The organism is Pseudomonas sp. ICMP 3272 (assembly GCF_001466905.1).
Lineage (GTDB): Bacteria > Pseudomonadota > Gammaproteobacteria > Pseudomonadales > Pseudomonadaceae > Aquipseudomonas > Aquipseudomonas amygdali.
In genome coordinates this window covers 72,788-96,914 of record NZ_LKEK01000036.1, presented here as the reverse complement: position 1 = coordinate 96,914, position 24,127 = coordinate 72,788, and the positions used below count along the sequence as shown (strand labels likewise).

23 protein-coding genes and 1 tRNA gene are annotated in these 24,127 nt (G+C 58.8%); 13 read left to right on the top strand and 11 right to left on the bottom strand.

What is annotated here, in order from left to right:
* Positions 1–11 precede the first annotated feature (11 nt).
* Genes AO068_RS04930 through cysG form a run of 4 tightly spaced genes read left to right on the top strand, consistent with a single transcriptional unit; the run spans position 12 to position 4,400 of the window.
* Positions 12–1,334 carry a replication-associated recombination protein A gene (locus tag AO068_RS04930; RefSeq protein WP_058400399.1) on the top strand — a complete coding sequence of 441 codons (1,323 nt, stop codon included), beginning with the start codon at positions 12–14 and terminating at the stop codon, positions 1,332–1,334.
* Positions 1,334–1,708 carry a fluoride efflux transporter CrcB gene (crcB, locus tag AO068_RS04925; protein WP_003405077.1) on the top strand — a complete coding sequence of 125 codons (375 nt, stop codon included), beginning with the start codon at positions 1,334–1,336 and terminating at the stop codon, positions 1,706–1,708. The genes AO068_RS04930 and crcB overlap by 1 nt, the downstream gene beginning before the upstream one ends.
* 16 nt (positions 1,709–1,724) lie before the next feature.
* Positions 1,725–3,005 carry a serine--tRNA ligase gene (gene serS, locus AO068_RS04920; RefSeq protein ID WP_002553992.1) on the top strand — a complete coding sequence of 427 codons (1,281 nt, stop codon included), beginning with the start codon at positions 1,725–1,727 and terminating at the stop codon, positions 3,003–3,005.
* Positions 3,006–4,400, top strand: a complete 1,395-nt coding sequence (gene cysG / locus AO068_RS04915; RefSeq protein ID WP_058400400.1) for a siroheme synthase CysG — start codon at positions 3,006–3,008, stop codon at positions 4,398–4,400.
* A 51-nt stretch (positions 4,401–4,451) separates the two neighbouring features.
* On the opposite strand, the gene AO068_RS04910 is transcribed toward cysG, so the two are convergent.
* From AO068_RS04910 to tusD, 6 genes are all read right to left on the bottom strand, one after another.
* Positions 4,452–5,450, bottom strand: coding sequence for a glutathione S-transferase family protein (locus tag AO068_RS04910; RefSeq protein WP_058407803.1), 999 nt, complete (start codon positions 5,448–5,450; stop codon positions 4,452–4,454).
* A 108-nt stretch (positions 5,451–5,558) separates the two neighbouring features.
* Positions 5,559–6,560, bottom strand: a complete 1,002-nt coding sequence (locus AO068_RS04905) for a glycosyl transferase family protein (RefSeq protein WP_058407802.1) — start codon at positions 6,558–6,560, stop codon at positions 5,559–5,561.
* Positions 6,557–6,892 (bottom strand): TusE/DsrC/DsvC family sulfur relay protein, encoded by a 336-nt coding sequence (locus AO068_RS04900; protein WP_058407801.1) that lies wholly within the window; start codon positions 6,890–6,892, stop codon positions 6,557–6,559. Before AO068_RS04900 ends, AO068_RS04905 begins: the two co-directional genes overlap by 4 nt.
* The gene (tusB, locus tag AO068_RS04895) at positions 6,889–7,188 is read right to left on the bottom strand and encodes a sulfurtransferase complex subunit TusB (protein ID WP_058407800.1); all 300 of its coding nucleotides are present in this window, start codon (positions 7,186–7,188) and stop codon (positions 6,889–6,891) included. The genes AO068_RS04900 and tusB overlap by 4 nt, the downstream gene beginning before the upstream one ends.
* Positions 7,188–7,550 (bottom strand): sulfurtransferase complex subunit TusC, encoded by a 363-nt coding sequence (gene tusC / locus AO068_RS04890; RefSeq protein WP_058400405.1) that lies wholly within the window; start codon positions 7,548–7,550, stop codon positions 7,188–7,190. The genes tusB and tusC overlap by 1 nt, the downstream gene beginning before the upstream one ends.
* 1 nt (position 7,551) lies before the next feature.
* The gene (gene tusD, locus AO068_RS04885) at positions 7,552–7,944 is read right to left on the bottom strand and encodes a sulfurtransferase complex subunit TusD (protein WP_058407820.1); all 393 of its coding nucleotides are present in this window, start codon (positions 7,942–7,944) and stop codon (positions 7,552–7,554) included.
* 234 nt (positions 7,945–8,178) lie between these two features.
* Here tusD and AO068_RS04880 point away from each other — a divergent pair, with 234 nt between their 5' ends.
* Both AO068_RS04880 and AO068_RS04875 read left to right on the top strand, forming a co-directional pair.
* Positions 8,179–9,480: an MFS transporter gene (locus tag AO068_RS04880; RefSeq protein WP_044345597.1), complete on the top strand. Its 1,302-nt coding sequence runs from the start codon at positions 8,179–8,181 to the stop codon at positions 9,478–9,480.
* A 14-nt stretch (positions 9,481–9,494) separates the two neighbouring features.
* Entirely contained in the window at positions 9,495–10,274 is a 780-nt protein-coding gene (locus tag AO068_RS04875) for a substrate-binding domain-containing protein (protein WP_004665682.1), read from the top strand.
* Here the strand turns inward: AO068_RS04875 and AO068_RS04870 are convergent.
* Together AO068_RS04870 and AO068_RS04865 are read right to left on the bottom strand one after the other, a co-directional pair.
* On the bottom strand, positions 10,260–11,168 hold the full coding sequence (locus AO068_RS04870; RefSeq protein ID WP_058407799.1) for a LysR family transcriptional regulator: 909 nt from the start codon (positions 11,166–11,168) through the stop codon (positions 10,260–10,262). The two genes, AO068_RS04875 and AO068_RS04870, sit on opposite strands and share 15 nt — an antisense overlap.
* A gap of 143 nt (positions 11,169–11,311) precedes the next feature.
* Positions 11,312–11,399: transfer RNA gene (locus tag AO068_RS04865), tRNA-Ser, on the bottom strand.
* 122 nt (positions 11,400–11,521) lie between these two features.
* Between AO068_RS04865 and AO068_RS04860 the strand changes: the two genes are divergently transcribed.
* The 6 genes from AO068_RS04860 to AO068_RS04835 all read left to right on the top strand — a co-directional run bounded on the left by AO068_RS04860 (position 11,522) and on the right by AO068_RS04835 (position 19,110).
* On the top strand, positions 11,522–12,193 hold the full coding sequence (locus AO068_RS04860; protein ID WP_002553978.1) for a Bax inhibitor-1/YccA family protein: 672 nt from the start codon (positions 11,522–11,524) through the stop codon (positions 12,191–12,193).
* 483 nt (positions 12,194–12,676) lie between these two features.
* On the top strand, positions 12,677–14,107 hold the full coding sequence (locus tag AO068_RS04855) for a serralysin family metalloprotease (RefSeq protein ID WP_058400408.1): 1,431 nt from the start codon (positions 12,677–12,679) through the stop codon (positions 14,105–14,107).
* Between the two features lie 56 nt (positions 14,108–14,163).
* Positions 14,164–14,547 (top strand): protease inhibitor Inh/omp19 family protein, encoded by a 384-nt coding sequence (locus tag AO068_RS04850; RefSeq protein ID WP_058407798.1) that lies wholly within the window; start codon positions 14,164–14,166, stop codon positions 14,545–14,547.
* A gap of 81 nt (positions 14,548–14,628) precedes the next feature.
* Entirely contained in the window at positions 14,629–16,425 is a 1,797-nt protein-coding gene (locus AO068_RS04845) for a type I secretion system permease/ATPase (protein ID WP_058407797.1), read from the top strand.
* A complete protein-coding gene (locus AO068_RS04840; RefSeq protein ID WP_058407796.1) occupies positions 16,422–17,759 on the top strand; it encodes an HlyD family type I secretion periplasmic adaptor subunit in 1,338 nt (445 codons plus the stop codon). Before AO068_RS04845 ends, AO068_RS04840 begins: the two co-directional genes overlap by 4 nt.
* 1 nt (position 17,760) lies before the next feature.
* The gene (locus AO068_RS04835) at positions 17,761–19,110 is read left to right on the top strand and encodes a TolC family outer membrane protein (protein ID WP_058407795.1); all 1,350 of its coding nucleotides are present in this window, start codon (positions 17,761–17,763) and stop codon (positions 19,108–19,110) included.
* A 10-nt stretch (positions 19,111–19,120) separates the two neighbouring features.
* Here AO068_RS04835 and solA read toward each other — a convergent pair whose 3' ends face one another.
* From solA to AO068_RS04820, 3 genes are all read right to left on the bottom strand, one after another.
* Positions 19,121–20,296, bottom strand: a complete 1,176-nt coding sequence (gene solA / locus AO068_RS04830) for an N-methyl-L-tryptophan oxidase (RefSeq protein WP_058407794.1) — start codon at positions 20,294–20,296, stop codon at positions 19,121–19,123.
* Between the two features lie 432 nt (positions 20,297–20,728).
* Complete coding sequence (locus AO068_RS04825; RefSeq protein WP_058400412.1) at positions 20,729–22,312, bottom strand: aldehyde dehydrogenase (NADP(+)); 1,584 nt, start codon at positions 22,310–22,312, stop codon at positions 20,729–20,731.
* A 271-nt stretch (positions 22,313–22,583) separates the two neighbouring features.
* Positions 22,584–23,480 carry a LysR family transcriptional regulator gene (locus AO068_RS04820; RefSeq protein ID WP_058407819.1) on the bottom strand — a complete coding sequence of 299 codons (897 nt, stop codon included), beginning with the start codon at positions 23,478–23,480 and terminating at the stop codon, positions 22,584–22,586.
* Positions 23,481–23,583: 103 nt separating this feature from the next.
* Here AO068_RS04820 and AO068_RS04815 point away from each other — a divergent pair, with 103 nt between their 5' ends.
* Positions 23,584–24,123 carry a GNAT family N-acetyltransferase gene (locus AO068_RS04815; RefSeq protein ID WP_005780062.1) on the top strand — a complete coding sequence of 180 codons (540 nt, stop codon included), beginning with the start codon at positions 23,584–23,586 and terminating at the stop codon, positions 24,121–24,123.
* Positions 24,124–24,127 lie beyond the last annotated feature (4 nt).

Genomic DNA, 24,127 nt, shown 5'->3' with positions numbered 1-24,127 from the left:
AATTCCTGATCATGGATCTGTTCAGCCGCGAACCGATAGCTCAGCCCCTGGCTGCACGTTTGCGTGCTACCAATCTGGATGAATACGTCGGTCAGGAACACGTGCTTGCCCACGGCAAGCCTCTGCGTGAGGCGCTGGAGCAGGGCGCGCTGCATTCAATGATTTTCTGGGGCCCGCCCGGTGTGGGCAAGACCACCCTGGCGAGGCTGCTGGCCAAGGTTTCGGACGCGCATTTCGAGACTGTTTCCGCCGTTCTGGCGGGGGTCAAGGAAATCCGTCAGGCAGTGGAAGTCGCCAGGCAGCAGGCCGGGCAATATGGCAAACGCACGATTCTGTTCGTCGACGAAGTGCACCGCTTCAACAAGTCGCAACAGGATGCGTTCCTGCCTTATGTCGAAGATGGCACGCTGATTTTTATCGGCGCCACTACCGAAAATCCTTCGTTCGAACTCAATAATGCCTTGTTGTCCCGGGCCCGTGTCTATGTGCTCAAAAGCCTGGACGAGGCAGCGCTGCGCAAACTGGTCAATCGTGCCCTGACCGAAGAGCGCGGGCTGGGCAAGCGCCAACTGACCCTAAGCGATGAAGGTTTCACGATTCTCATGGCCGCCGCTGATGGCGATGGTCGGCGCATGCTCAATCTGCTCGAAAACGCCTCCGATCTTGCCGAAGACGGCAGCGAGATCGATGTCGAACTGCTGCAGAGCCTGCTCGGTGACAGCCGACGCCGCTTCGACAAGGGCGGTGAGGCGTTCTATGACCAGATATCGGCCTTGCACAAGTCAATACGTGGGTCCGACCCCGACGCAGCCCTGTACTGGTTTGCCCGGATGATCGACGGCGGCTGCGATCCGCTGTATCTGGCGCGTCGCGTGGTGCGCATGGCCAGTGAAGATATCGGCAATGCAGATCCGCGCGCCTTGCCGCTGTGCATGTCGGCCTGGGACGTTCAGGAGCGTCTGGGCAGCCCCGAGGGCGAACTGGCGGTGGCACAGGCCATCGTCTATCTGGCCTGTGCGCCAAAAAGCAACGCGGTCTACATGGCCTTCAAGGCAGCAATGCGCGAAGCTGGCGAGCATGGCTCGCTGGAGGTGCCGCTGCACTTGCGCAATGCGCCGACCAAGCTGATGAAGCAGCTCGGTTATGGCGAAGAATACCGTTATGCCCATGACGAGCCTGAAGCCTATGCGGCTGGCGAAGACTACTTTCCGGACGAGCTGGAGCCACGGCAGTATTACCAGCCTGTACCTCGCGGTCTGGAACTCAAGATCGGTGAAAAGCTCAGGCATCTGAGCGCATTGGACGATGCCAGTCCCCGCCAACGGAGAAAGTGATGATTCAGACCATTCTTGCGGTGTCGATTGCCGGGATCGCTGGTACATTATTGCGCTTTGCGACTGGTACCTGGGTAAGCGCCAACTGGCCACGTTATTTTTACGCGGCGACGCTTGCGGTCAACATCGTAGGGTGCCTGATAATCGGCGTACTGTATGGCTTGTTTCTGCTGCGCCCGGAAGTGCCCATCGAAATTCGTGCCGGCTTGATTGTCGGCTTTGTAGGCGGTCTGACGACCTTTTCATCCTTTTCACTGGATACGCTGCGCCTGCTGGAAAGCGGGCAAGTACCGCTGGCCCTTGGTTATGCCGGTATCAGCGTATTCGGCGGGCTGCTCGCAACCTGGGTTGGCCTGTCCCTGACCAGACTTTGATAGACGAGAGAACGATATGCTCGATTCCAAACTGTTACGTACTCAACTTCAGGACGTAGCGGATCGCCTGGCTTCCCGTGGCTTCACACTGGATGTGGCGCGCATTGAATCGCTGGAAGCCCAGCGCAAGGTGGTGCAGACCCGCACCGAACAGCTGCAGGCCGAGCGCAATGCACGTTCCAAATCCATCGGTCAGGCCAAACAGCGTGGCGAAGACATCGCGCCGTTGATGGCTGATGTCGAGCGCATGGGCAACGAGCTGAGCGAAGGCAAGGTCGAGCTGGATGGCATTCAGGCCGAGCTGGATGCGCTGGTGCTGAGCATTCCGAACCTGCCTCACGAATCGGTGCCGGTCGGTGCTGACGAAGAAGGCAACGTCGAAGTGCGTCGCTGGGGTACGCCGACTGCCTTCGATTTCGAGGTCAAGGATCACGTTGCTCTGGGCGAGAAGTTCGGCTGGCTGGACTTCGAGACCGCTGCCAAGCTGTCCGGTGCGCGTTTTGCGTTGCTGCGTGGCCCAATCGCGCGCCTGCACCGTGCGCTGGCGCAGTTCATGATCAATCTGCATATCAACGAACACGGCTACGAAGAGACCTACACGCCTTATCTGGTGCAGGCACCTGCGTTGCAGGGTACAGGCCAGTTGCCCAAGTTCGAGGAAGACCTGTTCAAGATCACCCGCGAAGGCGAAGCCGATCTGTACCTGATTCCGACCGCGGAAGTGTCGCTGACCAATATCGTGTCGGGTGAAATTCTCGATGCCAAACAGCTGCCTCTCAAGTTTGTTGCCCATACCCCTTGCTTCCGTAGCGAAGCGGGTGCGTCGGGTCGTGACACGCGTGGCATGATCCGCCAGCACCAGTTCGACAAGGTCGAGATGGTTCAGATCGTTGCGCCTGAAGACTCCATGGCTGCGCTTGAATCGCTGACCGGCAACGCCGAGCGCGTTCTGCAATTGCTGGAACTGCCGTACCGTACGCTGGCGCTGTGCACCGGCGACATGGGTTTCAGTGCCGTGAAGACCTACGATCTGGAAGTGTGGATTCCGAGCCAGGACAAGTATCGCGAAATCTCTTCGTGCTCCAACTGCGGTGATTTCCAGGCGCGCCGCATGCAGGCCCGCTGGCGCAATCCGGAAACCGGCAAGCCGGAACTGGTCCACACCCTCAACGGGTCGGGGCTGGCGGTGGGTCGTACATTGGTGGCGGTGCTGGAAAACTACCAGCAGGCGGACGGGTCGATTCGCGTGCCTGAGGTGCTCAAGCCTTACATGGGCGGCCTTGAGGTCATCGGTTAAATGGAATTTCTGCCGCTGTTCCATAACCTGCGTGGCAGCCGGGTGCTGGTGGTCGGCGGTGGTGAAATTGCCTTGCGCAAATCACGCCTGATTGCCGACGCTGGCGCAGTGCTGCGCGTGGTTGCGCCAGAAATCGAGGCCCAACTGAGTGAGCTGGTCGTCCAGAGCGGCGGTGAGATGATCCTGCGCGGCTACAGCGAAAGCGATCTTGATGGTTGTGTGCTGATTATTGCCGCGACGGATGACGAGCCGCTCAACGCCCAGGTTTCCCATGACGCCCGGCTGCGCTGCGTTCCGGTCAATGTGGTGGACGCCCCGGCGTTGTGTACGGTTATCTTTCCGGCCATTGTCGACCGCTCGCCATTGGTGATCGCTGTGTCCAGTGGCGGCGACGCGCCGGTGCTGGCACGTTTGATCCGTGCCAAGCTGGAAACCTGGATTCCCTCCACCTACGGGCAACTCGCCGGGCTGGCTGCGCGCTTTCGCAATCAGGTCAAAGGTCTGTTTCCGAATGTGCAGCAACGCCGAGCGTTCTGGGAAGATGTTTTTCAGGGTGCCATTGCTGATCGCCAACTGGCCGGGCAGGGGGCCGAGGCCGAGCGTCTGCTGATCGCCAAGATCGCTGGCGAGCCACCGCCGGAGACCGGCGAGGTGTATCTGGTCGGTGCTGGCCCCGGTGATCCTGACTTGCTGACTTTCCGGGCCTTGCGCCTGATGCAGCAAGCGGATGTGGTGCTGTATGACCGCCTTGTCGCGCCTACGATTCTGGACCTGTGCCGTCGCGATGCCGAGCGTGTCTATGTCGGCAAGCGTCGTGCGGAGCATGCTGTTCCGCAGGAACAGATCAACCAGCAACTGGTTGCACTGGCCAAGCAAGGCAAGCGAGTGGTGCGCCTCAAGGGCGGCGATCCGTTTATCTTTGGCCGTGGCGGCGAGGAAATCGAAGAGCTGGCTGCGCATGGCATTCCGTTTCAGGTGGTTCCGGGTATTACCGCCGCCAGTGGTTGCGCGGCGTATGCCGGTATACCGCTGACGCACCGTGATCACGCACAGTCTGTGCGTTTCATTACCGGTCACTTGAAAAACGGCACCACAGACCTGCCTTGGTCCGACCTGGTTGCGCCTGCTCAGACGCTGGTGTTTTACATGGGGCTGATCGGTTTGCCGGTCATCTGTGAAGAACTGATCAGGCATGGTCGCTCTGCAGACACGCCTGCTGCGCTGGTTCAGCAGGGCACGACGGTCAATCAGCGTGTGTTCACCGGGACTCTGGCCAATCTGCCGCAACTGGTCGCCGAGCATGAGGTGCATGCGCCGACGCTGGTGATCATCGGCGAAGTGGTCAAGTTGCGTGAAAAGCTGGCATGGTTCGAAGGGGCACAGGCGACGGTCTGAAGCCGATATTGGATAGCCCGTTCGGGCTATCCATCCTTTTTCGCCAATTTGTCAATTGCTCCAGACACCCTCACCGGACAGCCGCTCCCGGTCGTGACCTGCCTGCAGATCAAGCGCTGGACCCTTGGGTATGATGCCGGTCGGGTTGATGGTGCGATGGCTCGCGTAGTAGTGGCCCTTGATGTGCTCGAAGTTCACGGTCTCCGCGATACCTGGCCATTGGTACAACTCACGTAGCCAATTGCTAAGGTTCGGGTAATCCGCGATGCGCCGCAGGTTGCACTTGAAGTGGCTGTAATACACCGCATCGAAGCGCACGATGGTGGTGAACAGGCGTATGTCGGCTTCGGTGAGGTGCGTCCCTGTCAGGTAACGCTTTTCTCCGAGCAGGTTTTCCAGCACGTCCAGTTCGGCAAACACATCATTGAACGCATCTTCGTAAGCCCCCTGTGAGGTGGCGAACCCGGCCCTGTAGACACCGTTGTTGACGTTCGGATAAATCTGCTCGTTGAGCTCGTCGATGCTCGCCCGCAAGGCTTGCGGATAAAAGTCCAGCGTGTTGCCGGTCAGTTCGTCGAATGCGCCATTGAACATGCGGATGATTTCCGCAGACTCGTTGCTGACGATGCATTGCTGCTGTTTGTCCCACAGCACCGGAACCGTCACGCGGCCGGTATAACGAGGGTCATCGGCGGTATAGCGTTGGTGAAAGAACTGGAAGTCATCCAGCGCATCGCCGCTGGAGCCTTTCTGCTTATCGAAAGTCCAGCCATTTTCCAGCATCAGCCAACTGACCACTGAAACGCCGATCAGGTTTTCCAGTCCCTTGAGCTTGCGTACGATCAGTGTGCGGTGTGCCCACGGGCATGCCAGTGAGACATACAAGTGGTAGCGGCCGGCCTGTGCAGCAAAACCGCCCTCACCAGATGGCCCCGCTTGTCCGTCGGCTGTGACCCAGTTGCGTCGTTGCGCATTTTCACGCTGAAAGGCGCCATCTTTGCTGCTTTCGTACCACTGGTCTTGCCAGTGTCCTTCGACCAGAAGGCCCATGTCTGACTCCCATTTCCAGGTTATAGAGCTTGGAGGTCAGCCAGGGCGCATCGGTTCGACCTAAAACGCGCAAGATTATAGGGGCTGGTGATCGTCACAGCCGATAGGTCAAAGGCTCTTGTCGCGGCGATCCCAGAACACTCGGGCTTGCTCGAACGCTTCGTCGCGAGCGACACCCAGGCCGCGCAGGGCAAGCGCGATGGTCGATATCAACGCCAGTTGCGGGTAGCTGTCTTCGATTTCCCCGCGCCACAAGGCCAACAGTTGCTGCGGGTCGAGTGTCGCCGGTTTTACGTGACGGCGCGGCGAGAGCGCTGGCCACTCCTCGTCCCAAGGCTGACCGCCAGTGGTGCCGTACAAATGGCTGACGGTGTCCGGGTTGATCTCGATTTCGCCGCCATCTCCCTTGACCACAATGGCGTTGTCGCCCAGCAGGCTGCTGGCGTCGCGATGCACGCTCTGATAGCCCGGATGAAAGATGCTTTGCAGGCCGCAACGGGCCTGAAGCGGGTTGAGAATGCGTGCCAGAGAATGAATGGGGGAGCGCAGGCCCAGCGTGTTGCGCAGATCAATCATGCGTTGTAGCTGTGGTGCCCAGTCCCCTAGCGGAATGAACGCTATATTGCCTTGCTCAAGCGAGGTTTCGACTGCTGACCAGTTGCGGCACAGGGGAATATTCAGCAGGTCGAGCAATTGTTCGGTGTACAGACGTCCCGCAGTATGGGCACCGCCGCCGTGCAGAAGGATCTTCACGCCGTTTTGCGCCAGACACTTGGCCGTCAGCAAGTACCACGGCAGATGACGCTTTTTCCCTGCGTAGGTCGGCCAGTCGATATCGACCTGAATCGCCGGCGCATTCAGGCGTTCGCGCACCGCTTCGGTAAACCCCGCCAGTTCCTCAGGGCTTTCTTCCTTATGGCGCAGCAGCATCAGAAAAGCCCCGAGCTGGGTGTCCTCGACTTTTTCATCGAGCAACATGCCCATGGCCTCTCGCGCTTCTTCGCGCGTCAGGTTGCGCGCACCGCGTTTGCCTTTGCCCAGAATGCGCACAAATGTCGCAAAGGGATGTTCTTCAGGTGTTTCGGTAACAAGCGCGGCGTAATCGTTCATATGCAATTGGTCGGTTTAGGCAGGCCCGCCAGCTTGGCGGCGAGTTTGGCGGGAGTGCCGTTGAACAGGCGGTTGAGGTGCATGCTGTTGCCTTTTTCCGTACCCAGCTTCAGTGCGGTGTATTTGATCAGCGGCCGAGTAGCCGGCGAAAGCTGAAACTCGGCGTAGAAATCCCGCAGCAACTGGAGGATTTCAATGTGCTCGGCACTCAGGGCGATACCTTCCTCAGCGGACAGGGCGTGGGCGACGTCAAGCGACCAGTTGTTGAGGTCCTGCAGAAAACCATCCTTGTCCAGTTCGATGCTGTGCCCGTCAATCGTCAACTGTTTCATAGCCAGGTATTGACCTTGTCGAAGCGTAAGGACAGTTCCACGAAGGCAGGGTAGTCGATGCTGTTTACTCCGACGGGCAGTGGCAGATTGCGTGCCTTGATGTCTTCATCAAGTACAAACAACTGCAATGAATCGACCAGGGGCTGTAGGGATTTCAATGGTGCGCATGACGGCGTCAGTGCATAAGTAGCGTCGCCACAGAGCAATACACCGTCGTCACGGCCCAGCAGGCGCAGGCAGCTGTCCAGTCGGGTGTCGGCAAAAGGCGAATGGGAGAGAACGTGCAAAGTAGCCATCAGATCGTAATCACCTCGTCGTAGCGGTCAAAGAGTGCCGACAATTCGGAGCGTGTGTACAACTGACTGATTTCTTCGCTCAATGCGCTGGCAGGGATGCCGCGCTCGGTCAGGCTTTGTCCGCAGGCATAAAGGTCTTCAACGCCGAACATCGACAGGGCCTTGAGGTTTGCGGTCAGGTCTTTCTGTTGCAGGGCACCGGGCAGTTGCTGCGGCGACAACTGGAAAACCCCGTCATCCAGAAACAGCAGGCCGACCGACAGATCGAATGCACCACCCGCCAGCACGATGTCCAGTGCTTCACGGGCACCGGGGCCGGACCACGGCGACTGACGGCTGACTACCAATAATGATCTGGGCATGTCACGGCCCTCCAAAGCAGATCAAACGATCAGCCGATTGCACGGCATCGTGCAACTGCCCCAGCCCGGACAATTCCCAAGGCTCGCGCAGATTCGCCGCTGGCCGCTGATAACGCTCGGCCTCTTGGGCATCAAGCACGCCACGACGCAGCCCGGCGGCGATGCACACCACGCCATCCAGGTGGTGTTCGGCGATGAAGTCACGCCATTGCAGGGCCATATCCTGCTCATCCTGAGGCGTCACGACATTGGCCGAGGCGCTGTGTACGCCGTCCTGATAAAAAAACAACCGGACGATCTCATGTCCGCCTGCGAGTACGGCTTTGGCGAACAGCAAGGCTCTTCGCGAGGAGGGCGCATGGGCGGCGGAAAAAAGTGAGATGGCGAATTTCATGATCGGCTCTGCCAACAAAACATCCGCAATGATAAAGAATTCAAGGGCCGACGTGTGAGTTTGGCGCGGTTCGACCTGCAAGCGCTGGGTCAGGGCGCAACCGTCTGAGTGTCTATTGATGTTCATAGGGCATCAATAGATGAAAACATAGCACTTATCGTTTCGAAGTGTGTCCGGCAGACTCCTTTCCCATAAGCGCTTACAACACTCTAATAAGATCGCTGGAGAACACTGATGCACAGCTCATCCCCATCAGGAACAGGCAACACCCGGTCGAAGGCCGGAGCAGTATTTCGCGTCACTTCAGGCAACTTCCTCGAGCAATTCGACTTCTTCCTGTTCGGCTTTTATGCCACCCAGATCGCCTCCGCCTTTTTCCCGGCCAGCAGTGAGTTTGCTTCGCTGATGATGACCTTCGCGGTCTTCGGTGCGGGCTTCCTGATGCGCCCGCTGGGTGCCGTGATTCTGGGCGCTTACATCGATGACGTGGGCCGGCGCAAAGGCTTGATCGTGACCCTGTCGATCATGGCCAGTGGCACGTTGCTGATTGTCCTGGTGCCCGGTTACGCGAGCATCGGCTTGTGGGCACCGGCATTGGTGCTGGTCGGTCGCTTGCTGCAAGGCTTTTCCGCAGGCGCGGAATTGGGCGGCGTGTCGGTGTATCTGGCAGAGATGGCGACACCCGGCCGCAAGGGCTTCTACACCAGTTGGCAGTCAGGCAGCCAGCAGGTGGCAATCGTTGTCGCCGCCGCGCTGGGTTACGGCTTGAACCAATGGATGACACCTGCTGCTGTCGCCGACTGGGGCTGGAGAATTCCGTTCGCCATCGGCTGCCTGATCATCCCGTTCATTTTCCTGCTACGCCGCAGCCTGCAGGAAACCGAAGAGTTCGCCACGCGCGCTCACCGTCCGACCATGCGACAGGTGTTCGCGACGCTGCTGCAAAACTGGCGCGTGGTGATTGCCGGCATGCTGATGGTGGCGATGACTACCACCACGTTTTACCTGATCACCATTTATGCACCGACATTCGGCAAAACCGTACTCAATCTGAGTACCTCCGATGCGCTGCTGGTGACGTTGCTGGTCGGTGTCTCCAACTTTATCTGGCTGCCGGTCGGCGGCATGTTGAGCGACCGTTTCGGACGCAAGCCGCTGCTGGTAGCGATGACCCTGCTGACCATCATCAGCGCTTATCCGGCGCTGTCCTTTCTCGCTCAGGCGCCAAGCTTTGCTCATATGCTGGAAGTGCTGTTGTGGTTCTCGTTTCTCTACGGTTTGTATAACGGCGCGATGATTCCTGCACTGACTGAAATCATGCCGGTAGAGGTGCGGGTGGCCGGTTTTTCTCTGGCCTATAGCTTGGCGACAGCAGTTTTCGGCGGTTTCACCCCGGCAATCTCGACCTGGTTGATCCATCTGACTGGTGACAAGGCTGCACCTGCTTACTGGATGACGTTCGCTGCAGCTTGCGCGCTTGGCGCGACCCTGGTGCTCTACCGGCACCTTTCGGTTCGCCCGCAACTGGCTGTTTAATAAAGGAAAAAACTATGAAACTGTTGCATAAACATCAATTGGCGGTGCTTTTTCTGGGCTGTATGGCAGTCAGCGTTGCCGCTCAGGCTGAAGAGCTCAAGGTCATGACATCAGGCGGCTTTACTGCTGCATATAAACTGCTGGGGCCGCAATACGCGACGTCTTCCGGGGATACACTGGACACCATCCTTGGCCCGTCGATGGGCAAGGCCCCCGAGGCCATTCCAAACCGCCTGGCTCGTGGCGAGCATGCCGATGTGGTGATCATGGTCGGCTATGCGCTGGATGATCTGATCAAGCAAGGCAAGGTAGACCCGGCATCGCGGGTCGAGCTGGCCGATTCGCGGATCGGTATGGTGGTGAAGGAGGGGGCGGCCAAGCCTGCAATCGGTACCGACAGCGAGTTGAAAGACACGCTGCTCAAGGCGAAGTCGGTGGCTTACTCCGACAGCGCCAGTGGTGTCTACATCGAAAAAGAGCTTTTCAAAAAGCTCGGTATCGAGAAGGAACTTGCGCCGAAGGGCAAGATGATCGAGCGCATCCCGGTTGCTTCAGTGGTTGCCAAGGGCGACTACGAAGTGGGCTTTCAACAGGTGGCCGAGCTGTTGCCGGTTCCCGGCGTGACGTTCGTGGCGAAGATCCCGGAAGACGTTCAGTCGGTTACCCGCTACGCGGCTGGCATTCCGGTCAATGCCGAGCACCCGAAGCAGGCAAAGGCATTGCTCGATTACCTGGCGTCCCCAAAAGCGCAGGCCACGGTGCAGTCCACCGGGCTGGATTCAGTTCCCCGCTGAGCGTAGCGGCATCTTCCTGACCAGTCGTTCCAGTTCAAGGGCTGCAGGCGTCAATGTCCTCCCGCGACGTTTGATCAGCCCTACGTTGCGAACCACTTCAGGTGCAACCAATGGCACGCTCACCAGAAACGGGTGAGCGGTCATCGGCATGGCAATCGAGGGTACCGCCGCCACGCCGAGGCCGGCCTCCACAAGGCCGATCATGGTGGTGACATGCCGCGTTTCGCAGATACTCTCCTTGTGCGGGCGCGAGAGCGCCAGCGCCTGATCCAGTACCAGCCGGTTACCTGACGTTATGTCCAGAGCGATGTAGTCGTGGCGGTACATTTCCTCCCAGCTCACGCTGGCGCAGGTCGCAAGCGGGTGATCCCGGCGGCAGGCCATCACATAGCGTTCCTGCAGAAGCAATTCGAAGTCGACCTCCGGTGCCAGATTGCCGCTGAAACTCACCCCGAAATCTGCCTCGCCAAGGGCAACCGCGCTGTTGACCTCGTTGGCGCTGGCATCCATGACCCGGATTCTGATTTTTGGAAACAGCTTATGAAACTCGCTGATGACCTGCGGCATGAAGTAGTAGGCGGCTGACGGCACGAAAGCAATGGTGACGCTACCCATCCGGGTGGAACCGACGCCATCGATGGTCATCAATGCGATGTCGAGGTCATCCAGTATTCGCTCGACCTGAGGCAGAAATGCACGGCCCACCGTGGTCAGGCTGACCCTGCGGGTGGTGCGTTCAAACAGCTTCACGTTCAGCGCAGACTCAAGCTTTTCTATGCGGCGGCTGAGTGCAGGCTGGGTGATCTGCACGGTTTCAGCGGCCTTGCGGAAGCTGCCATTCTCGACCACGGCACGAAATGCCTGGAGGTCGTTTAGGTCGAAATTGATGGGCATTCGAACATCGGTCTATTGATACGGGGTGCGCATGAATATATCAGGTTGCGCGGGCCCGCTGGCAGGGGGGAGGAGAGGGGGGATTTTCATAAAGGTCAGAAACGACAAAGCCCTGAATAATCAGGGCTTTGCGCTACCAAATATGGCGGAGGCATAGAGATTCGAACTCTAGGACCTGTTACAGTCGGCAGTTTTCAAGACTGCTGCCTTAAACCACTCGGCCATACCTCCACTATCGTTGCGGGCGCCATAATACCGGAATGAAACAAGCTGTCAAACTCTGTGACTAGCCAGTTGCAGCGCCTCTGTTATGATCTTTGCAACTCAACATTTCAACAGGAAGGAGTTTCGCCATGCGCGAACAGGATTACAGCCTTAAAACCGGCATGCAGGCCGACCAGCTAGAGGTTAGTCGTGTCCTGCGCAACACTTACGGTCTTCTCGCTCTGACGCTGGCTTTCAGCGGTGTCATGGCATTTGTCGCTCAGCAGATGCGCGTCGGCTACCCGAACATTTTCGTGGTACTGATCGGCTTCTATGGTCTGTTTTTCCTGACCAACAAATTGCGTGATTCGGTCTGGGGTCTGGTTTCGACCTTCGCCTTGACAGGTTTCATGGGTTTCCTGCTTGGCCCGATCCTCAACCGTTATCTGGGTATGGCCGGTGGCGCTGAAGTGGTTAGCTCTGCTTTCGCGATGACCGCACTGGTTTTCGGCGGTCTGTCGGCTTACGTGTTGATCACCCGCAAGGACATGAGCTTCCTGGGTGGCTTCATCACCGCAGGCTTCTTCGTTCTGCTTGGTGCGGTAGTGGCCAGCATGTTCTTCCAGATCAGCGGTTTGCAACTGGCGATCAGCGCAGGCTTCGTGCTGTTCTCGTCGGTCTGCATTCTGTTCCAGACCAGCGCGATCATTCAGGGTGGTGAACGCAACTACATCATGGCGACGGTCAGCCTGTATGTATCGATCTACAACCTGTTTATCAGCCTGCTGCAGATTTTCGGCATCATGAGCCGCGACGACTGATGACTTCGGCCTGACTACTCAGGCCGTTGCACTTCAAACAAAAGCCCCGATCTTTCGGGGCTTTTGCATTTCCGGGATTTGAGAAGTGTCAGGATCTCAGGTGATGGCGATATGCCTTTCCGGAAGCCTGGGAAGGGCAAGCCGGATTGGCCAGAGACTGTCGGTCCAGTCAAATTACGCATCGTAGGACACCTGACCGATCAGTCATCTTTATCAAGATTGTCCTCGTCTGCTCAAGCACTTATCAGCTTTTGATCATCACAAAAAATAATATCGGACGATTCCCCAAGGCCTGTAGGCACTTCCCCGTTTGGGCCAATTGACATCACTGAAGAGAGCTGGACACAAGATTTCTAAATGTGTCAGCTTTGTTACGCATCAAAGCGTTACGCAACAGCAACACAAGGCGAGTGACTGGACTCTCTCGCTACAGGGGGGAGTCCAGCCGCACCTAACCTGTTAATCAGCAAACAAGGAAGTGTCATGACGAAAGTCAAAGAAAATGCTGCAATTCAACTCTCTGCTGCTACCAGCACCTCTTTCGACCAGATCAATACGTTCGCTCACCAGTACGACCGTGGCGGTAACCTCACGATCAATGGCAAGCCTTCGTACTCGGTCGATCAGGCCGCCGATTACATCCTTCGCGACGACGCTGCGTGGACTGATCGCGATGGCAACGGCACCATCAACCTCACGTACACCTTCCTGACCGCCAAACCTGCCGGGTTCGACAATTCGCTGGGGACTTTCAGTGCGTTCAACGCACAGCAGAAAGCACAGGCCGTATTGTCGATGCAATCCTGGGCAGACGTTGCCAAAGTCAGCTTTACCCAGGCGGCTTCCGGCGGCGACGGGCACATGACCTTTGGCAACTACAGTAACGGCAGTGCTGGCGGAGCGGCTTTTGCCTATCTGCCCAGCGGCAACAGCCGTACCGACGGTCAGTCCTGGTACCTTGTCGATAACAGCTACAAGGTCAACACCACCCCGGACAATGGCAATTACGGTCGTCAGACCCTGACCCATGAAATTGGCCACACCCTGGGCCTGTCTCACCCTGGCGACTACAACGCTGGCGAAGGCAACCCGACCTACAAGGATGCCAGCTACGCAGAAGACACGCGTGGCTACAGCGTCATGAGTTACTGGAGTGAGTCCAACACCGACCAGAACTTCGTCAAGGGCGGCGTTGCGGCGTACTCCTCGGCACCGTTGCTGGACGATATTGCGGCTGTTCAACAGCTCTATGGCGCGAATATGAGCACCCGTGCCGGTGATACGGTCTACGGTTTCAACTCCACCGCCGGGCGTGATTTCTACAGCGCCACTTCTGCCTCCTCCAAGGTGGTGTTCTCGGTGTGGGACGGCGGGGGCAAGGATACCCTCGACTTCTCGGGTTTCACCCAGAACCAGAAGATCAACCTCAATGCGGCCTCGTTCTCGGACGTGGGTGGCATGGTGGGTAACGTTTCAATTGCCAAAGGCGTGGTGGTTGAAAACGCGGTGGGCGGTTCGGGCAACGACCTGTTGATCGGCAATGCCGCTGCCAACGACCTCAAAGGTGGTGCCGGCAACGACATCATCTACGGCGGTGGCGGTGCCGACAGTCTGACCGGTGGTGCTGGTGCAGACATTTTTGTGTTTGGTGCCAGTTCCGATTCGAACCGTGCAGCGCAGGATACGATTCGTGACTTTGTCAGCGGTCAGGACAAAATCGATGTATCGGCCATTTCCACGCTGAGCGCGCTGCAGTTCGTCAACGCGTTCAGCGGCCATGTCGGCGAAGCGATCCTCAGCTACAACCAGAGCAGCAATCTGGGTAGCCTGGCGATCGACTTCACAGGTCAGGGTGTGGGGGACTTCCTCGTGGGCACTGTTGGTCAAGCGTTGGCTACTGATATCGTGGTTTAATCTGTAACAATCATGGACGACCCTGCTGTCGTCCATGATCTGGAAAGTACCCCATCATGAAGATCAATCACGTTGTTCGAATCGTGCCAGTGGCTGTTGCGCTGCTGGTGGGTATTTCTGGAGCAAGTATGGCCATGAGTTTGAAACTGCCCGACCCAGCTGAACTCAGCGGCAAGTGGCGACTTTCGCTTCAGGGAAACACGGACGAAGCCTGTGAGCTGCACCTCAACACGGATGTACCGAAACTGACGGGCGATCTCGCCTGTGCAGTAAAGTGGTTGCACGAAGCACCCACTGGCTGGTTTCCGACTCCGGATGGCCTGGCATTCACCGACAAGGAAGGCAATCGCCTGATTCACCTCAATAACATGGGTGAGCAGATCTATCAGGCGCGTCTGCCCGGCGGTGAAGTGCTGGTACTTGGACGGCTCGCCGATTAAGCGTTTCATGGACCTGCGCGAGTTGTTTGTTAAAACCCAGGGATGTCACTCCGTCACCAGCAAGACCATCAAGGAACAACCATGAGTGCGTTGCCCCAAAGCGCCCGGCCGCCGCTTTATAAAGCGCTGGCTGACTACAAGAGCGCGTTGATTGGTGTCGGTTGTTTTACCGCGCTGATCAACGTGTTGATGCTCGCCCCATCGATTTACATGTTGCAAGTCTATGACCGTGTACTGACGTCGCAGAACCAGACTACCCTGGCCATGCTGACGCTGATGGTGGTCGGGTTCTTTGCGTTTATCGGCCTGCTGGAGATGGTCCGCAGCTTTGTGGTGATCCGCATCGGCAGCGAGCTGGAGAGGCGTTTCAATCTGCGCGTCTATCAGGCCGCGTTCGAGAGCAACCTGCACGCTGGACAGCGTCAGGCTGGACAGGCGCTGGGTGACCTGACCTTTATCCGCCAGTTCCTCACCGGGCCGGCGTTGTTCGCGTTCTTCGACGCCCCGTGGTTTCCCATCTACCTGGCGGTGATCTTCCTTTTCGACCCTTGGCTTGGCGTGCTGGCCAGCGTGGGGACGGTGTTGCTGGTCGGACTGGCCTGCCTCAACGAATGGCTGACCCGCAAACCGTTGGCCGAGGCCAGCGGGTACTCGCAGCAGTCTGCGCAATTGGCAACCCGACACCTGCAACAGGCCGAGGCGATCCAGGCGATGGGCATGCTCGAAGTGTTGCGGCGTCGCTGGTTCCATGTGCATGGGCGCTTTCTGGCCTTGCAAAACCGTGCCAGTGACACTGGAGCGGTGATCAGTTCGATCAGCAAGGCCCTGCGCCTTTGCCTGCAGTCGCTGGTGCTGGGCCTGGGCGCACTGCTGGTGATAAACGGAGAAATGACCGCAGGTATGATGATCGCCGGTTCGATCCTCATGGGAAGGGTCCTCAGCCCCATCGATCAACTGATCGCAGTCTGGAAGCAATGGAGTTCTGCACGCCTGGCTTACGGGCGTCTGGACCAGTTACTCAAGACCTACGCCGAGCCCGCGCCGCGCATGCCACTGCCAGCACCGCGCGGTCAGATCAGCGCGGAACAGGTCAGCGCTGCGCCTCCGGGCAAAACATCGCCGACGATTCAGCAAGTGAGCTTTCAACTGCAAGCTGGTGAAGTGCTCGGTGTACTGGGAGCATCCGGTTCCGGCAAATCGACCCTGGCACGCGTGCTGGTCGGTGTCTGGCCGGTGCTGGGTGGAACGGTACGTCTGGACGGGGCCGACATGCATCGCTGGGACCGCGAGGCGCTGGGCCCCTATATCGGTTATCTGCCGCAGGACATCGAGCTTTTCGGTGGCACCGTGGCAGAAAACATCGCGCGTTTTAGCGAGGGCGACGCGAGCGCCGTGGTTGCTGCTGCGCAACTGGCGGGCGTACACGAATTGATTCTGCGCCTGCCGCAGGGCTACGACACGCGGCTGGGCGATGATGGCGCTGGCTTGTCAGGCGGTCAGAAACAGCGCGTCGCGTTGGCCCGAGCGCTGTATGGCGATCCGCGGCTGGTGGTGCTTGATGAGCCCAATTCCAATCTGGACGCCGCAGGCGAAGCGGCCTTGACCCAGGCGATTGCTGAACTCAAGACCCGCGGCTGTACCGTCGTGCTCGTCACCCACCGTACGCAGTCGTTGAACCAGACCGATCGTCTGCTGGTGCTGAGCGAAGGTCGCATGCAGGCATTCGGCACCACGGCTCAGGTGTTGCAGGCTTTGTCCGGGCAGGCATCGTCCGCGCAAGCACCGCAAGCGCACCCTCAATCGCAATCTCGCCCTGCACCTGCCGGGCTTTCCATGAGCCGTCAGTACGGCACGCAGAACAGGCAGTCCGACGTATGAGCAGCCCTATCGACACTCATTACACCGTGCCGGGCAAGGAGCGCGGCGTGCAGTTCTTCGTTCGTGCTGGCTGGATTCTCATGCTGGTAGGGGCGGGCAGTTTCTTTCTATGGGCGAGTCTTGCCCCGCTGGATCAGGGCATTGCCGTGCAGGGTACCGTTGTGGTGTCGGGCAAGCGCAAGGCCGTGCAGTCGCTGGATGGCGGCGTGGTCAGCAAGATTCTCGTCAGCGAAGGCCAGTCCGTGAAGGAGGGCGAGCCGCTGTTTCGCCTTGATCAGACTCAGGTCGAGGCCGACGTGCAATCGCTGCGTGCCCAGTATCGAATGGCCTGGGCCAGCCTGGCTCGCTGGCAGAGCGAGCGTGACAACCTGGATGAGGTGCACTTTCCCGCAGAACTGATCGCCGCCGGGCAGGGGCAGAACCCCGACCCGCGTCTGGCGCTGGTGCTTGAGGGCCAGCGGCAACTGTTCAGCAGTCGGCGACAGGCGCTGGCTCGAGAGCAATCCGGTTTGCAGGCGAGTATCGAAGGTGCCGGGCTGCAACTCGCCGGTATGCGCCGCGCTCGATCGGACCTGCTGGCTCAGGCTGACTCGCTACGCAAGCAACTGAGTAACCTGGAACCCTTGGCGCAGAACGGTTTCATTCCGGGCAACCGTCTGCTGGAGTTTCAACGCCAGCTTTCTCAAGTGCAGCAGAGCCTGGCGCAGAACGCAGGCGAAACCGGGCGGATAGAGCAGGGGATCGTCGAGTCGCGGTTGCGTCTTCAGCAGCAGCGCGAGGAGTATCAGAAAGAAGTGCGCAGCCAGTGGGCCGATGCCCAGGTCAAGGCGCTTACCCTTGAGCAACAACTGGCTTCGGCAGGTTTCAGTCTGCAGCACAGTGCAATTCTTGCCCCTGCTGATGGCATCGCCGTCAACCTGGGCGTGCACACTGAAGGCGCAGTGGTGCGTGCCGGTGAAACCCTGTTGGAAATCGTACCGCAGGGCACACGGCTTGAAGTCGAAGGGCGTCTGCCGGTGCAGTTGATCGACAAGGTCGCCAGCCATTTGCCGGTCGATATCCTCTTCACTGCGTTCAATCAAAGTCGCACGCCGCGGGTTTCCGGTGAGGTAAACCTGATTTCCGCCGACCAGATGCAGGATGAGAAAACCGGCCAGCCCTATTACGTGCTGCGCACTTCGGTGGGCGATGCAGCACTGGAAAAACTCAACGGGCTGGTGATCAAGCCGGGCATGCCCGCTGAAATGTTTGTGCGCACGGGTGAACGCTCGCTGCTCAATTATCTGTTCAAACCTTTGCTGGACCGTGCCGGCTCCGCGTTGACGGAGGAATAGGATGTCTCGTCATCCCCTGAAAGCCGCTTTGCTGACGGCCATCCTGCTGGGCACTGCTTCATTGAGTCATGCGATGGGCCCGTTTCAGGTCTATGAGCTGGCGCTTCGCAACGACCCGACTTACCTGGGCGCGCTCAAGGAGCGCGATGCGGGCCTGGAAAACCGGGTGATTGGTCGTGCAGGCTTGTTGCCGCGTGTTTCATACAGCTACAACAAAGGGCGCAACGACTCCAAGGCCACCCTCAAAGGCGGCCGTGAAGACACCACTGACCATCGCCACTACAACAGCTTTGGTTCAAGCCTGACGATTCAGCAGCCGCTGATCGATTACGAGGCCTACGCCAATTACCGCAAAGGCCTGGCTCAGGCGTTGTTTGCCGACGAGACCTTTCGCAGCAAGAGTCAGGAATTGCTGGTGCGGGTTCTGACCCTTTATACCCAGGCACTGTTCGCGCAGGACCAGATCAATATAGCCCGCGCCAAACAGCAGGCGTTCGAACGCCAGTTTGCACAGAACCGGCAAATGTTCCAGCAAGGCGAGGGTACCCGCACCGACATTCTTGAAGCGGAATCGCGCAACGAGCTGGCGATTGCCGAGCAGATAGAAGCCAGCGATGAGCAGGATGCGGCCTTGCGCGAGCTGGCCGCGTTGCTTGGCGAGCCGAGTATCGATGTTGCGCAGCTGGAGCCGTTGAGGGACAGCTTTCAGGCGCTGGTGCTGGCACCTTCCAGCTTTACCGAGTGGCATGCGCTGGCCATGGCCAACAGCCCGATCCTGGCCTCGCAACGTCAGTCGCTGGAAGTGGCGCGATACGAGGTGGAGCGCAACCGCGCAGGGCATCTGCCGACGGTGAATGCCTATGCGAGTATCCGCCAGAACGAATCGGACAGCGGCAACACCTACAATCAGCGTTACGACACCAACACGATAGGTATCGAGCTCAGTCTGCCGCTGTACGCCGGAGGCGGCACCAGCGCCTCGGTGCGTCAGGCCAACAGCAAGCGCGAGCAGGCGGAATACGAGCTGGAGGGCAAGACCCGCGAAACCCTGATCGAGCTGCGTCGCCAGTTCAACGCCTGTGCGTCAGGGGTGAGCAAGTTGCGCGCTTATCAGAAAGCACTGGTCTCGGCGCAGGCACTGGTCGAGTCGACACGTCAGAGCATTCTCGGTGGCGAGCGCATCAGCCTGGACGCACTCAACGCCGAACAGCAGCTTTACAGCACCCGTCGCGATCTGGCGAAAGCCCGCTATGACTATTTGATGGCCTGGATAAAACTGCATTACTACGCCGGTACGTTGCGCGACACCGATCTGGCGCGTATTGACGAGGCCTTCGTTGTGGCGCGCTGAGTGTCGTTGGTCAGTTCTGCGCGGTGAAACGCGCCAGCGAGAAGGCTGAAAGGTCTACATCGCTGGTGCCGTGAATACAGCGTTGCGCAAGGGCCAGCCCGAGCCCGGCTGAGTGTTTGAAGCCGTGACCGGAGCAGGCCGAAACCACTGTCACGTTCTTCAGATGGGGGTGTTCATCGATGATGAAGTGGCAGTCCGGCGTGACGGTGTAGGCGCAGACCGAAGACTTGACCACGTTCGGCGTCAGTCCCGCAATCTTGCCCTGCACCTGGGTCTGGAACATTTCCTGCTCCTCGCTTGCCGTAACAGTGCGATCCAGCTGGTCGGCAGCGGATGCTTCAATGTATTGCTCGGTAGCGACCTTCATACTCTTTTCACCGGGCAGGGGCGGGAAGCCATAGTTGACATCATCCTCCCCGGGCCCGTGAGTCAGAATGAAGCTCGGCGAACGTGGTGCAAAAGCGGCATTCTCCTGCAATTCGAACCAGAACAGCTTTTGCCGACACACCCGCAGCAGGTCGCTGAACGGTGCGCCGAGCAATTCGGCTGACCACATGCCCGCACTGACCACGACTTTGTCAGCGATGATCGAGCCCTTGTCGGTGGTAATGCGCACCTGATCACCCTGTGCCTGTAAGTGCGTAACCGTCTCATGGGTCAGCAACCTTGCGCCGTGTTGCCTCGCCAGCCGCAGCTGTACCGCGATGCAGCGCTCCGGGCGGACAAATCCGCCTTCGGGTTCAAAGTAGCCAATGGCGGTATCCCGAACAGGGGTGAATTGGGGAAAGCGCTCGCGAATGGCCGCCGCCGACAATACTTCGTGCTTCACGCCATAGGTGCGGGCCAAAGCGATGGTCTGGTGGGTGAAGTCTTTACTGTCTTCAGGATCGTACGCAGGGCTGGAGGTCATCACCAGCACTCCGCACTGCTCAAACAGTGACTCGCCGCTCAGCGCCTCGAGTTCGCGCCAGATGCTGTGCGAACTGCGTACCAGCGGCAGGTACTGCGGGCCTTCACCAACCGACAGCCGTGTGATGCGCGTATCGCCGTGGCTGGAGCCCTGCGTGTGCGGAGGCGCGTAGCGATCGACGCCAATCACATCGACCCCGGCCTTCGCCAGTTGATAGACAGTGGCTGCACCCATGGCACCCAGACCGAGCACGGCCACTTTACAACGCTGCTGCATAATCGGAATGCCTCGATAAATCTCTTATTTCACGCCGGACAGCCTGCCGAATCAACCGCCAAACGTGCATAAGGTTATGTCACGGAGCCCCAATGGCCATTACCAGTGCCATCACACATGAAGGTGTGGGGAACCTGTAAAAATTTACGCTTGCGCTGCTCAGGGTTTTTAAGGTCCGAAATTGATGAAAAGTTGTCCACGGAAATCGTGGGTATGTCTGTGGGTAACTTTTTGAAACCCTTGTTACACGTGGCTTACAGCTGTGTGGTTATTTTATGAACAGCTCATGTTTTGCACTTCCATGGTGCTGCCACCAGGCTGGAAAACAGGTCCGCTATAAGCGATTTAAAGCACAAAAAAGAAATATTTTTCAAAAAAAAGCGCGACCCTCATCAGGTCGCGCTGCTTTTTTTACGAGTCAAGCGATGGTCGTTACACGAGAGGCTGATCGCTCCATTCACCGTTGACCAAGCGACGCAGACCCAGCGGGTTGGCATTCTGCAATGCAGGCGGCAACTGGCTGTCGGCCAGGTTCTGATAGCAGACCGGGCGCAGGAAGCGGTCGATGGCCAGAGTGCCAACCGACGTGCCACGTGCATCCGAGGTTGCCGGGTACGGGCCGCCATGCACCATGGCTTCACAGACCTCAACACCAGTCGGGTAGCCGTTGAACAGAATACGGCCGACTTTCTCTTCCAGTATCGGTTGCAGCCAATTGTATTGGCTCAGGTCTGCAGGTTCGCCGATCACAGTCGCGGTCAACTGGCCACGCAAGGCTTGCAGCGCGTCTTTCAACTGCGCATCGTCAGCGACCTCGATTATCAGCGTGGTCGGGCCGAAGACTTCTTCCTGCAACAACTGGTCGCCGTTCAACAGCAGACTGACGTCAGCCTTGAACAACTGGGCCTGCGCCTGTTTGCCTTCCTGCGGCTTGCCAGCCAGATGCGTTACGCCCGGATGCGACAGCAAATGCTCGACGCCTTTGCTGTAGCTGCGCAGACCACCCGCGTTGAGCATTGTCTGCGGCGCCTGACTGCCCATCTGTTCGGTCAGTTGCTCGACGAACTTGGAAAACGCCGGGGAGCGCAGGCCGATGACCACACCGGGGTTGGTGCAGAACTGACCGGCACCCATCACCACCGAACCGGCAAGCTCTTTGGCCACGGTTTCGCCGCGTGCCTGCAGGGCACCTGGCAGCAACACTACCGGGTTGATGCTGGACATCTCGGCAAACACCGGAATCGGCTGTGGACGCTCGGCGGCCATTTTGCAAAGAGCGTTGCCGCCGTTCAGCGAGCCGGTGAAACCGACGGCCTGGATAGCCGGGTGTTTGACCAGACCTTCACCAACGCCGTTGCCGAAGATCATGTTGAATACGCCTTTCGGCATTTGAGTGCGTTCTGCGGCGCGGATGATAGCGCTGGCCACCAGATCGGCAGTCGCCATGTGGCCACTGTGCGCCTTGAACACCACCGGGCAACCGGCAGCCAGTGCCGCAGCGGTGTCACCGCCAGCAGTGGAAAACGCCAGCGGGAAGTTGCTCGCGCCGAACACGGCAACCGGGCCCACGCCGATGCGATACTGGCGCAGGTCGACGCGTGGCAGCGGCTTGCGGTCCGGCAGGGCCAGGTCGATGCGTGCACCGACGAAATCACCGCGACGCAGAACCTTGGCAAACAGGCGCATCTGGCCGCTGGTACGACCGCGCTCACCCTGAATACGTGCCTGGGGCAGGGCGGTTTCCTGGCAGACGATGGCGACGAAATCATCACCCAGCTGATCCAGTTCATCGGCAATGGCGTCAAGGAAATCGGCGCGGCGGGCCGGGCTCAGTTGACGGAATTCTGGAAAGGCAGCCTTGGCGGCGAGGGCGGCAGCGTCGATTTCGCCGTCGGTAGCCTGATGGAAGCTGTAAGGCAGTTCTTCGCCTGTTGTGGCATCCAGACTTTTTTGCAGGCTTTGGCCCAGAGCGCTGCGGCCGCCAGCGATGAAGTTCTGGCCGAGAATGTTAGGCATCGGTATCTCCTGTTGTTTTGAGGTTGGAGGTCGGTATGGAAGGTATCCGGACCGGCGCTCCTTATGGGTTGCCGAGTTGCTTTACAGATTGTCAGTGATGTGGCGTGTAAAAGCAGGCCAGCAATCATTTTTCTAAAACCAGTGGGCAGTCATCGTACAACTTGATTCGCTGCTGATGCAACTGTCGCCCTGATTTGTCAGGTCAAGCGTTGCTGCTCTTTATAATGCATGGGCGCAATCAGGCTTCTATCGTGGCGCGCCTTTGTGACTTTTAAGGGGGTGTAGCGTTGAGTTTGTGCAGCGCATCCAGCACCTGGCGCAATGCCTTGCTGACCGGTTTGTCCTGGCGCAACGCAATTCCCAGTGTGCGGCTCAACCCTGGCACCAGCGGCAGCACCTGCAAGCCGCGGCGATGATGGGCCGCAGCAACCGCCATGCGCGGAACGATACTGTAGCCCAGGCCCGCCGCGACCATTTCCTTGATGGCCTCGATGCTGCCCAGTTCCATGACCGGCTTTACCCGGATTCCGGCCTGCAGGAACCATTCATTGATCAGCAGCCGGGTACTGCTGCCTGCTTCGAAGACCACCAGGGGTAGTTCGCTGAGGTGCTCCGGAGTCATTTCAGCGGCAATCGACTGCTGGCTGCTGGCGAAGATCACCACGAACTCATCCTCAAGCAGCGGGGTGATATGCAGGCTGCGACCCGAGGCGGGCAGCGTCACCAGCGCGAGGTCCAGACGGTTTTCCTCCACCGCCTTGAGAATGCCGTCCGTGTTGCCAGTGCTGACCCGCACATCCAGTTGTGCAAAGCGGCGGCGCAAGGCCTGCAGCATGGGCGGCAGCAGATGAATGCAGGCGGTTGCGCCAGTGCCGATCGCAACCTGCCCGGCAACGCCGCTGGCGTGACTGGACAACTCCAGCAGGGCATCCTCGACCACCGCATCAATGCGCGCAATATGCTCCAGCAGCGTAGTGCCTGCCGAGGTGGGCTTGAGCCGCTTGCCTACGCGCTCGATCAATTTCAGGTTCAACTGGTCTTCCAGCTGCCGAACTTGCAGGCTTACCGCAGGCTGGGTCAGGTGCAGTCGCTCGGCCGCTGCGGAGAAGCTGCCGTGCGCTATGACCAGCGAGAAGGTGTGCAAGTGATTCAGGTTGAGTCGGCGCATGGCAAAGTATTTCTTATGCTGTGAATGATAAATCATAGCTTTTTTAACGGTGTGGTGAGCGGCATGATTGCGCTCATCCAACGACATTTGCCCAGAGCCCCATATGACCCCGACCTTTATCCTGCGTGATGCGTGTGATCAAGACATGCCTGCCGTACAGGCGATTTATGCCGACCATGTGCTGCATGGCATTTCCAGTTTCGAACTCGATCCGCCGAGTGTCGCCGAGCTGTTGCAGCGCCGTGCGCAGGTGCTCGTCAACGGCCTGCCATATCTGGTGGCCGAGCTCGCCGGGGAGGTGGTCGGCTATGGCTACGCCACACCCTATCGTCCGCGTCCTGCTTACCGCTTTACCGTAGAAGACTCGGTTTATATACGGGACGGTATGGGCGGGCGGGGCATCGGTCTGGCATTGCTTGGCGAGCTGGTACAGCGCTGCGAGCAGGGCGGGTGGCGGCAGATGGTCGCGGTGATCGGCAATAGCGAGAATATCGCGTCGCTGCGTCTGCACGAGCGCCTGGGTTTTCGCCGTGTCGGGGTATTCGAGTCAGTCGGCTTCAAGCACGGTCGCTGGGTGGACACCGTGCTGATGCAGCGCATGCTCGGCGACGGCTCGGGCAGTGCACCTTCCGAGCGGGCCTGACTGA

What these genes read in the sequence shown, in the direction of transcription:
- AO068_RS04930 (WP_058400399.1), top strand. Translation starts at nt 12, where the DNA reads ATGGATCTGTTCAGCCGCGAACCGATAGCTCAGCCCCTGGCTGCACGT.
- AO068_RS04855 (WP_058400408.1), top strand. Translation starts at nt 12,677, where the DNA reads ATGACGAAAGTCAAAGAAAATGCTGCAATTCAACTCTCTGCTGCTACC.
- AO068_RS04850 (WP_058407798.1), top strand. Translation starts at nt 14,164, where the DNA reads ATGAAGATCAATCACGTTGTTCGAATCGTGCCAGTGGCTGTTGCGCTG.
- AO068_RS04835 (WP_058407795.1), top strand. Translation starts at nt 17,761, where the DNA reads ATGTCTCGTCATCCCCTGAAAGCCGCTTTGCTGACGGCCATCCTGCTG.
- AO068_RS04910 (WP_058407803.1), bottom strand. Translation starts at nt 5,450, where the DNA reads ATGGGCCTTCTGGTCGAAGGACACTGGCAAGACCAGTGGTACGAAAGC.
- AO068_RS04825 (WP_058400412.1), bottom strand. Translation starts at nt 22,312, where the DNA reads ATGCCTAACATTCTCGGCCAGAACTTCATCGCTGGCGGCCGCAGCGCT.
- tusC (WP_058400405.1), bottom strand. Translation starts at nt 7,550, where the DNA reads ATGCCCAGATCATTATTGGTAGTCAGCCGTCAGTCGCCGTGGTCCGGC.
- AO068_RS04815 (WP_005780062.1), top strand. Translation starts at nt 23,584, where the DNA reads ATGACCCCGACCTTTATCCTGCGTGATGCGTGTGATCAAGACATGCCT.
- AO068_RS04820 (WP_058407819.1), bottom strand. Translation starts at nt 23,480, where the DNA reads ATGCGCCGACTCAACCTGAATCACTTGCACACCTTCTCGCTGGTCATA.
- cysG (WP_058400400.1), top strand. Translation starts at nt 3,006, where the DNA reads ATGGAATTTCTGCCGCTGTTCCATAACCTGCGTGGCAGCCGGGTGCTG.
- AO068_RS04875 (WP_004665682.1), top strand. Translation starts at nt 9,495, where the DNA reads ATGAAACTGTTGCATAAACATCAATTGGCGGTGCTTTTTCTGGGCTGT.
- crcB (WP_003405077.1), top strand. Translation starts at nt 1,334, where the DNA reads ATGATTCAGACCATTCTTGCGGTGTCGATTGCCGGGATCGCTGGTACA.
- serS (WP_002553992.1), top strand. Translation starts at nt 1,725, where the DNA reads ATGCTCGATTCCAAACTGTTACGTACTCAACTTCAGGACGTAGCGGAT.
- tusB (WP_058407800.1), bottom strand. Translation starts at nt 7,188, where the DNA reads ATGGCTACTTTGCACGTTCTCTCCCATTCGCCTTTTGCCGACACCCGA.
- AO068_RS04905 (WP_058407802.1), bottom strand. Translation starts at nt 6,560, where the DNA reads ATGAACGATTACGCCGCGCTTGTTACCGAAACACCTGAAGAACATCCC.
- tusD (WP_058407820.1), bottom strand. Translation starts at nt 7,944, where the DNA reads ATGAAATTCGCCATCTCACTTTTTTCCGCCGCCCATGCGCCCTCCTCG.
- AO068_RS04860 (WP_002553978.1), top strand. Translation starts at nt 11,522, where the DNA reads ATGCGCGAACAGGATTACAGCCTTAAAACCGGCATGCAGGCCGACCAG.
- AO068_RS04880 (WP_044345597.1), top strand. Translation starts at nt 8,179, where the DNA reads ATGCACAGCTCATCCCCATCAGGAACAGGCAACACCCGGTCGAAGGCC.
- AO068_RS04840 (WP_058407796.1), top strand. Translation starts at nt 16,422, where the DNA reads ATGAGCAGCCCTATCGACACTCATTACACCGTGCCGGGCAAGGAGCGC.
- solA (WP_058407794.1), bottom strand. Translation starts at nt 20,296, where the DNA reads ATGCAGCAGCGTTGTAAAGTGGCCGTGCTCGGTCTGGGTGCCATGGGT.
- AO068_RS04870 (WP_058407799.1), bottom strand. Translation starts at nt 11,168, where the DNA reads ATGCCCATCAATTTCGACCTAAACGACCTCCAGGCATTTCGTGCCGTG.
- AO068_RS04845 (WP_058407797.1), top strand. Translation starts at nt 14,629, where the DNA reads ATGAGTGCGTTGCCCCAAAGCGCCCGGCCGCCGCTTTATAAAGCGCTG.
- AO068_RS04900 (WP_058407801.1), bottom strand. Translation starts at nt 6,892, where the DNA reads ATGAAACAGTTGACGATTGACGGGCACAGCATCGAACTGGACAAGGAT.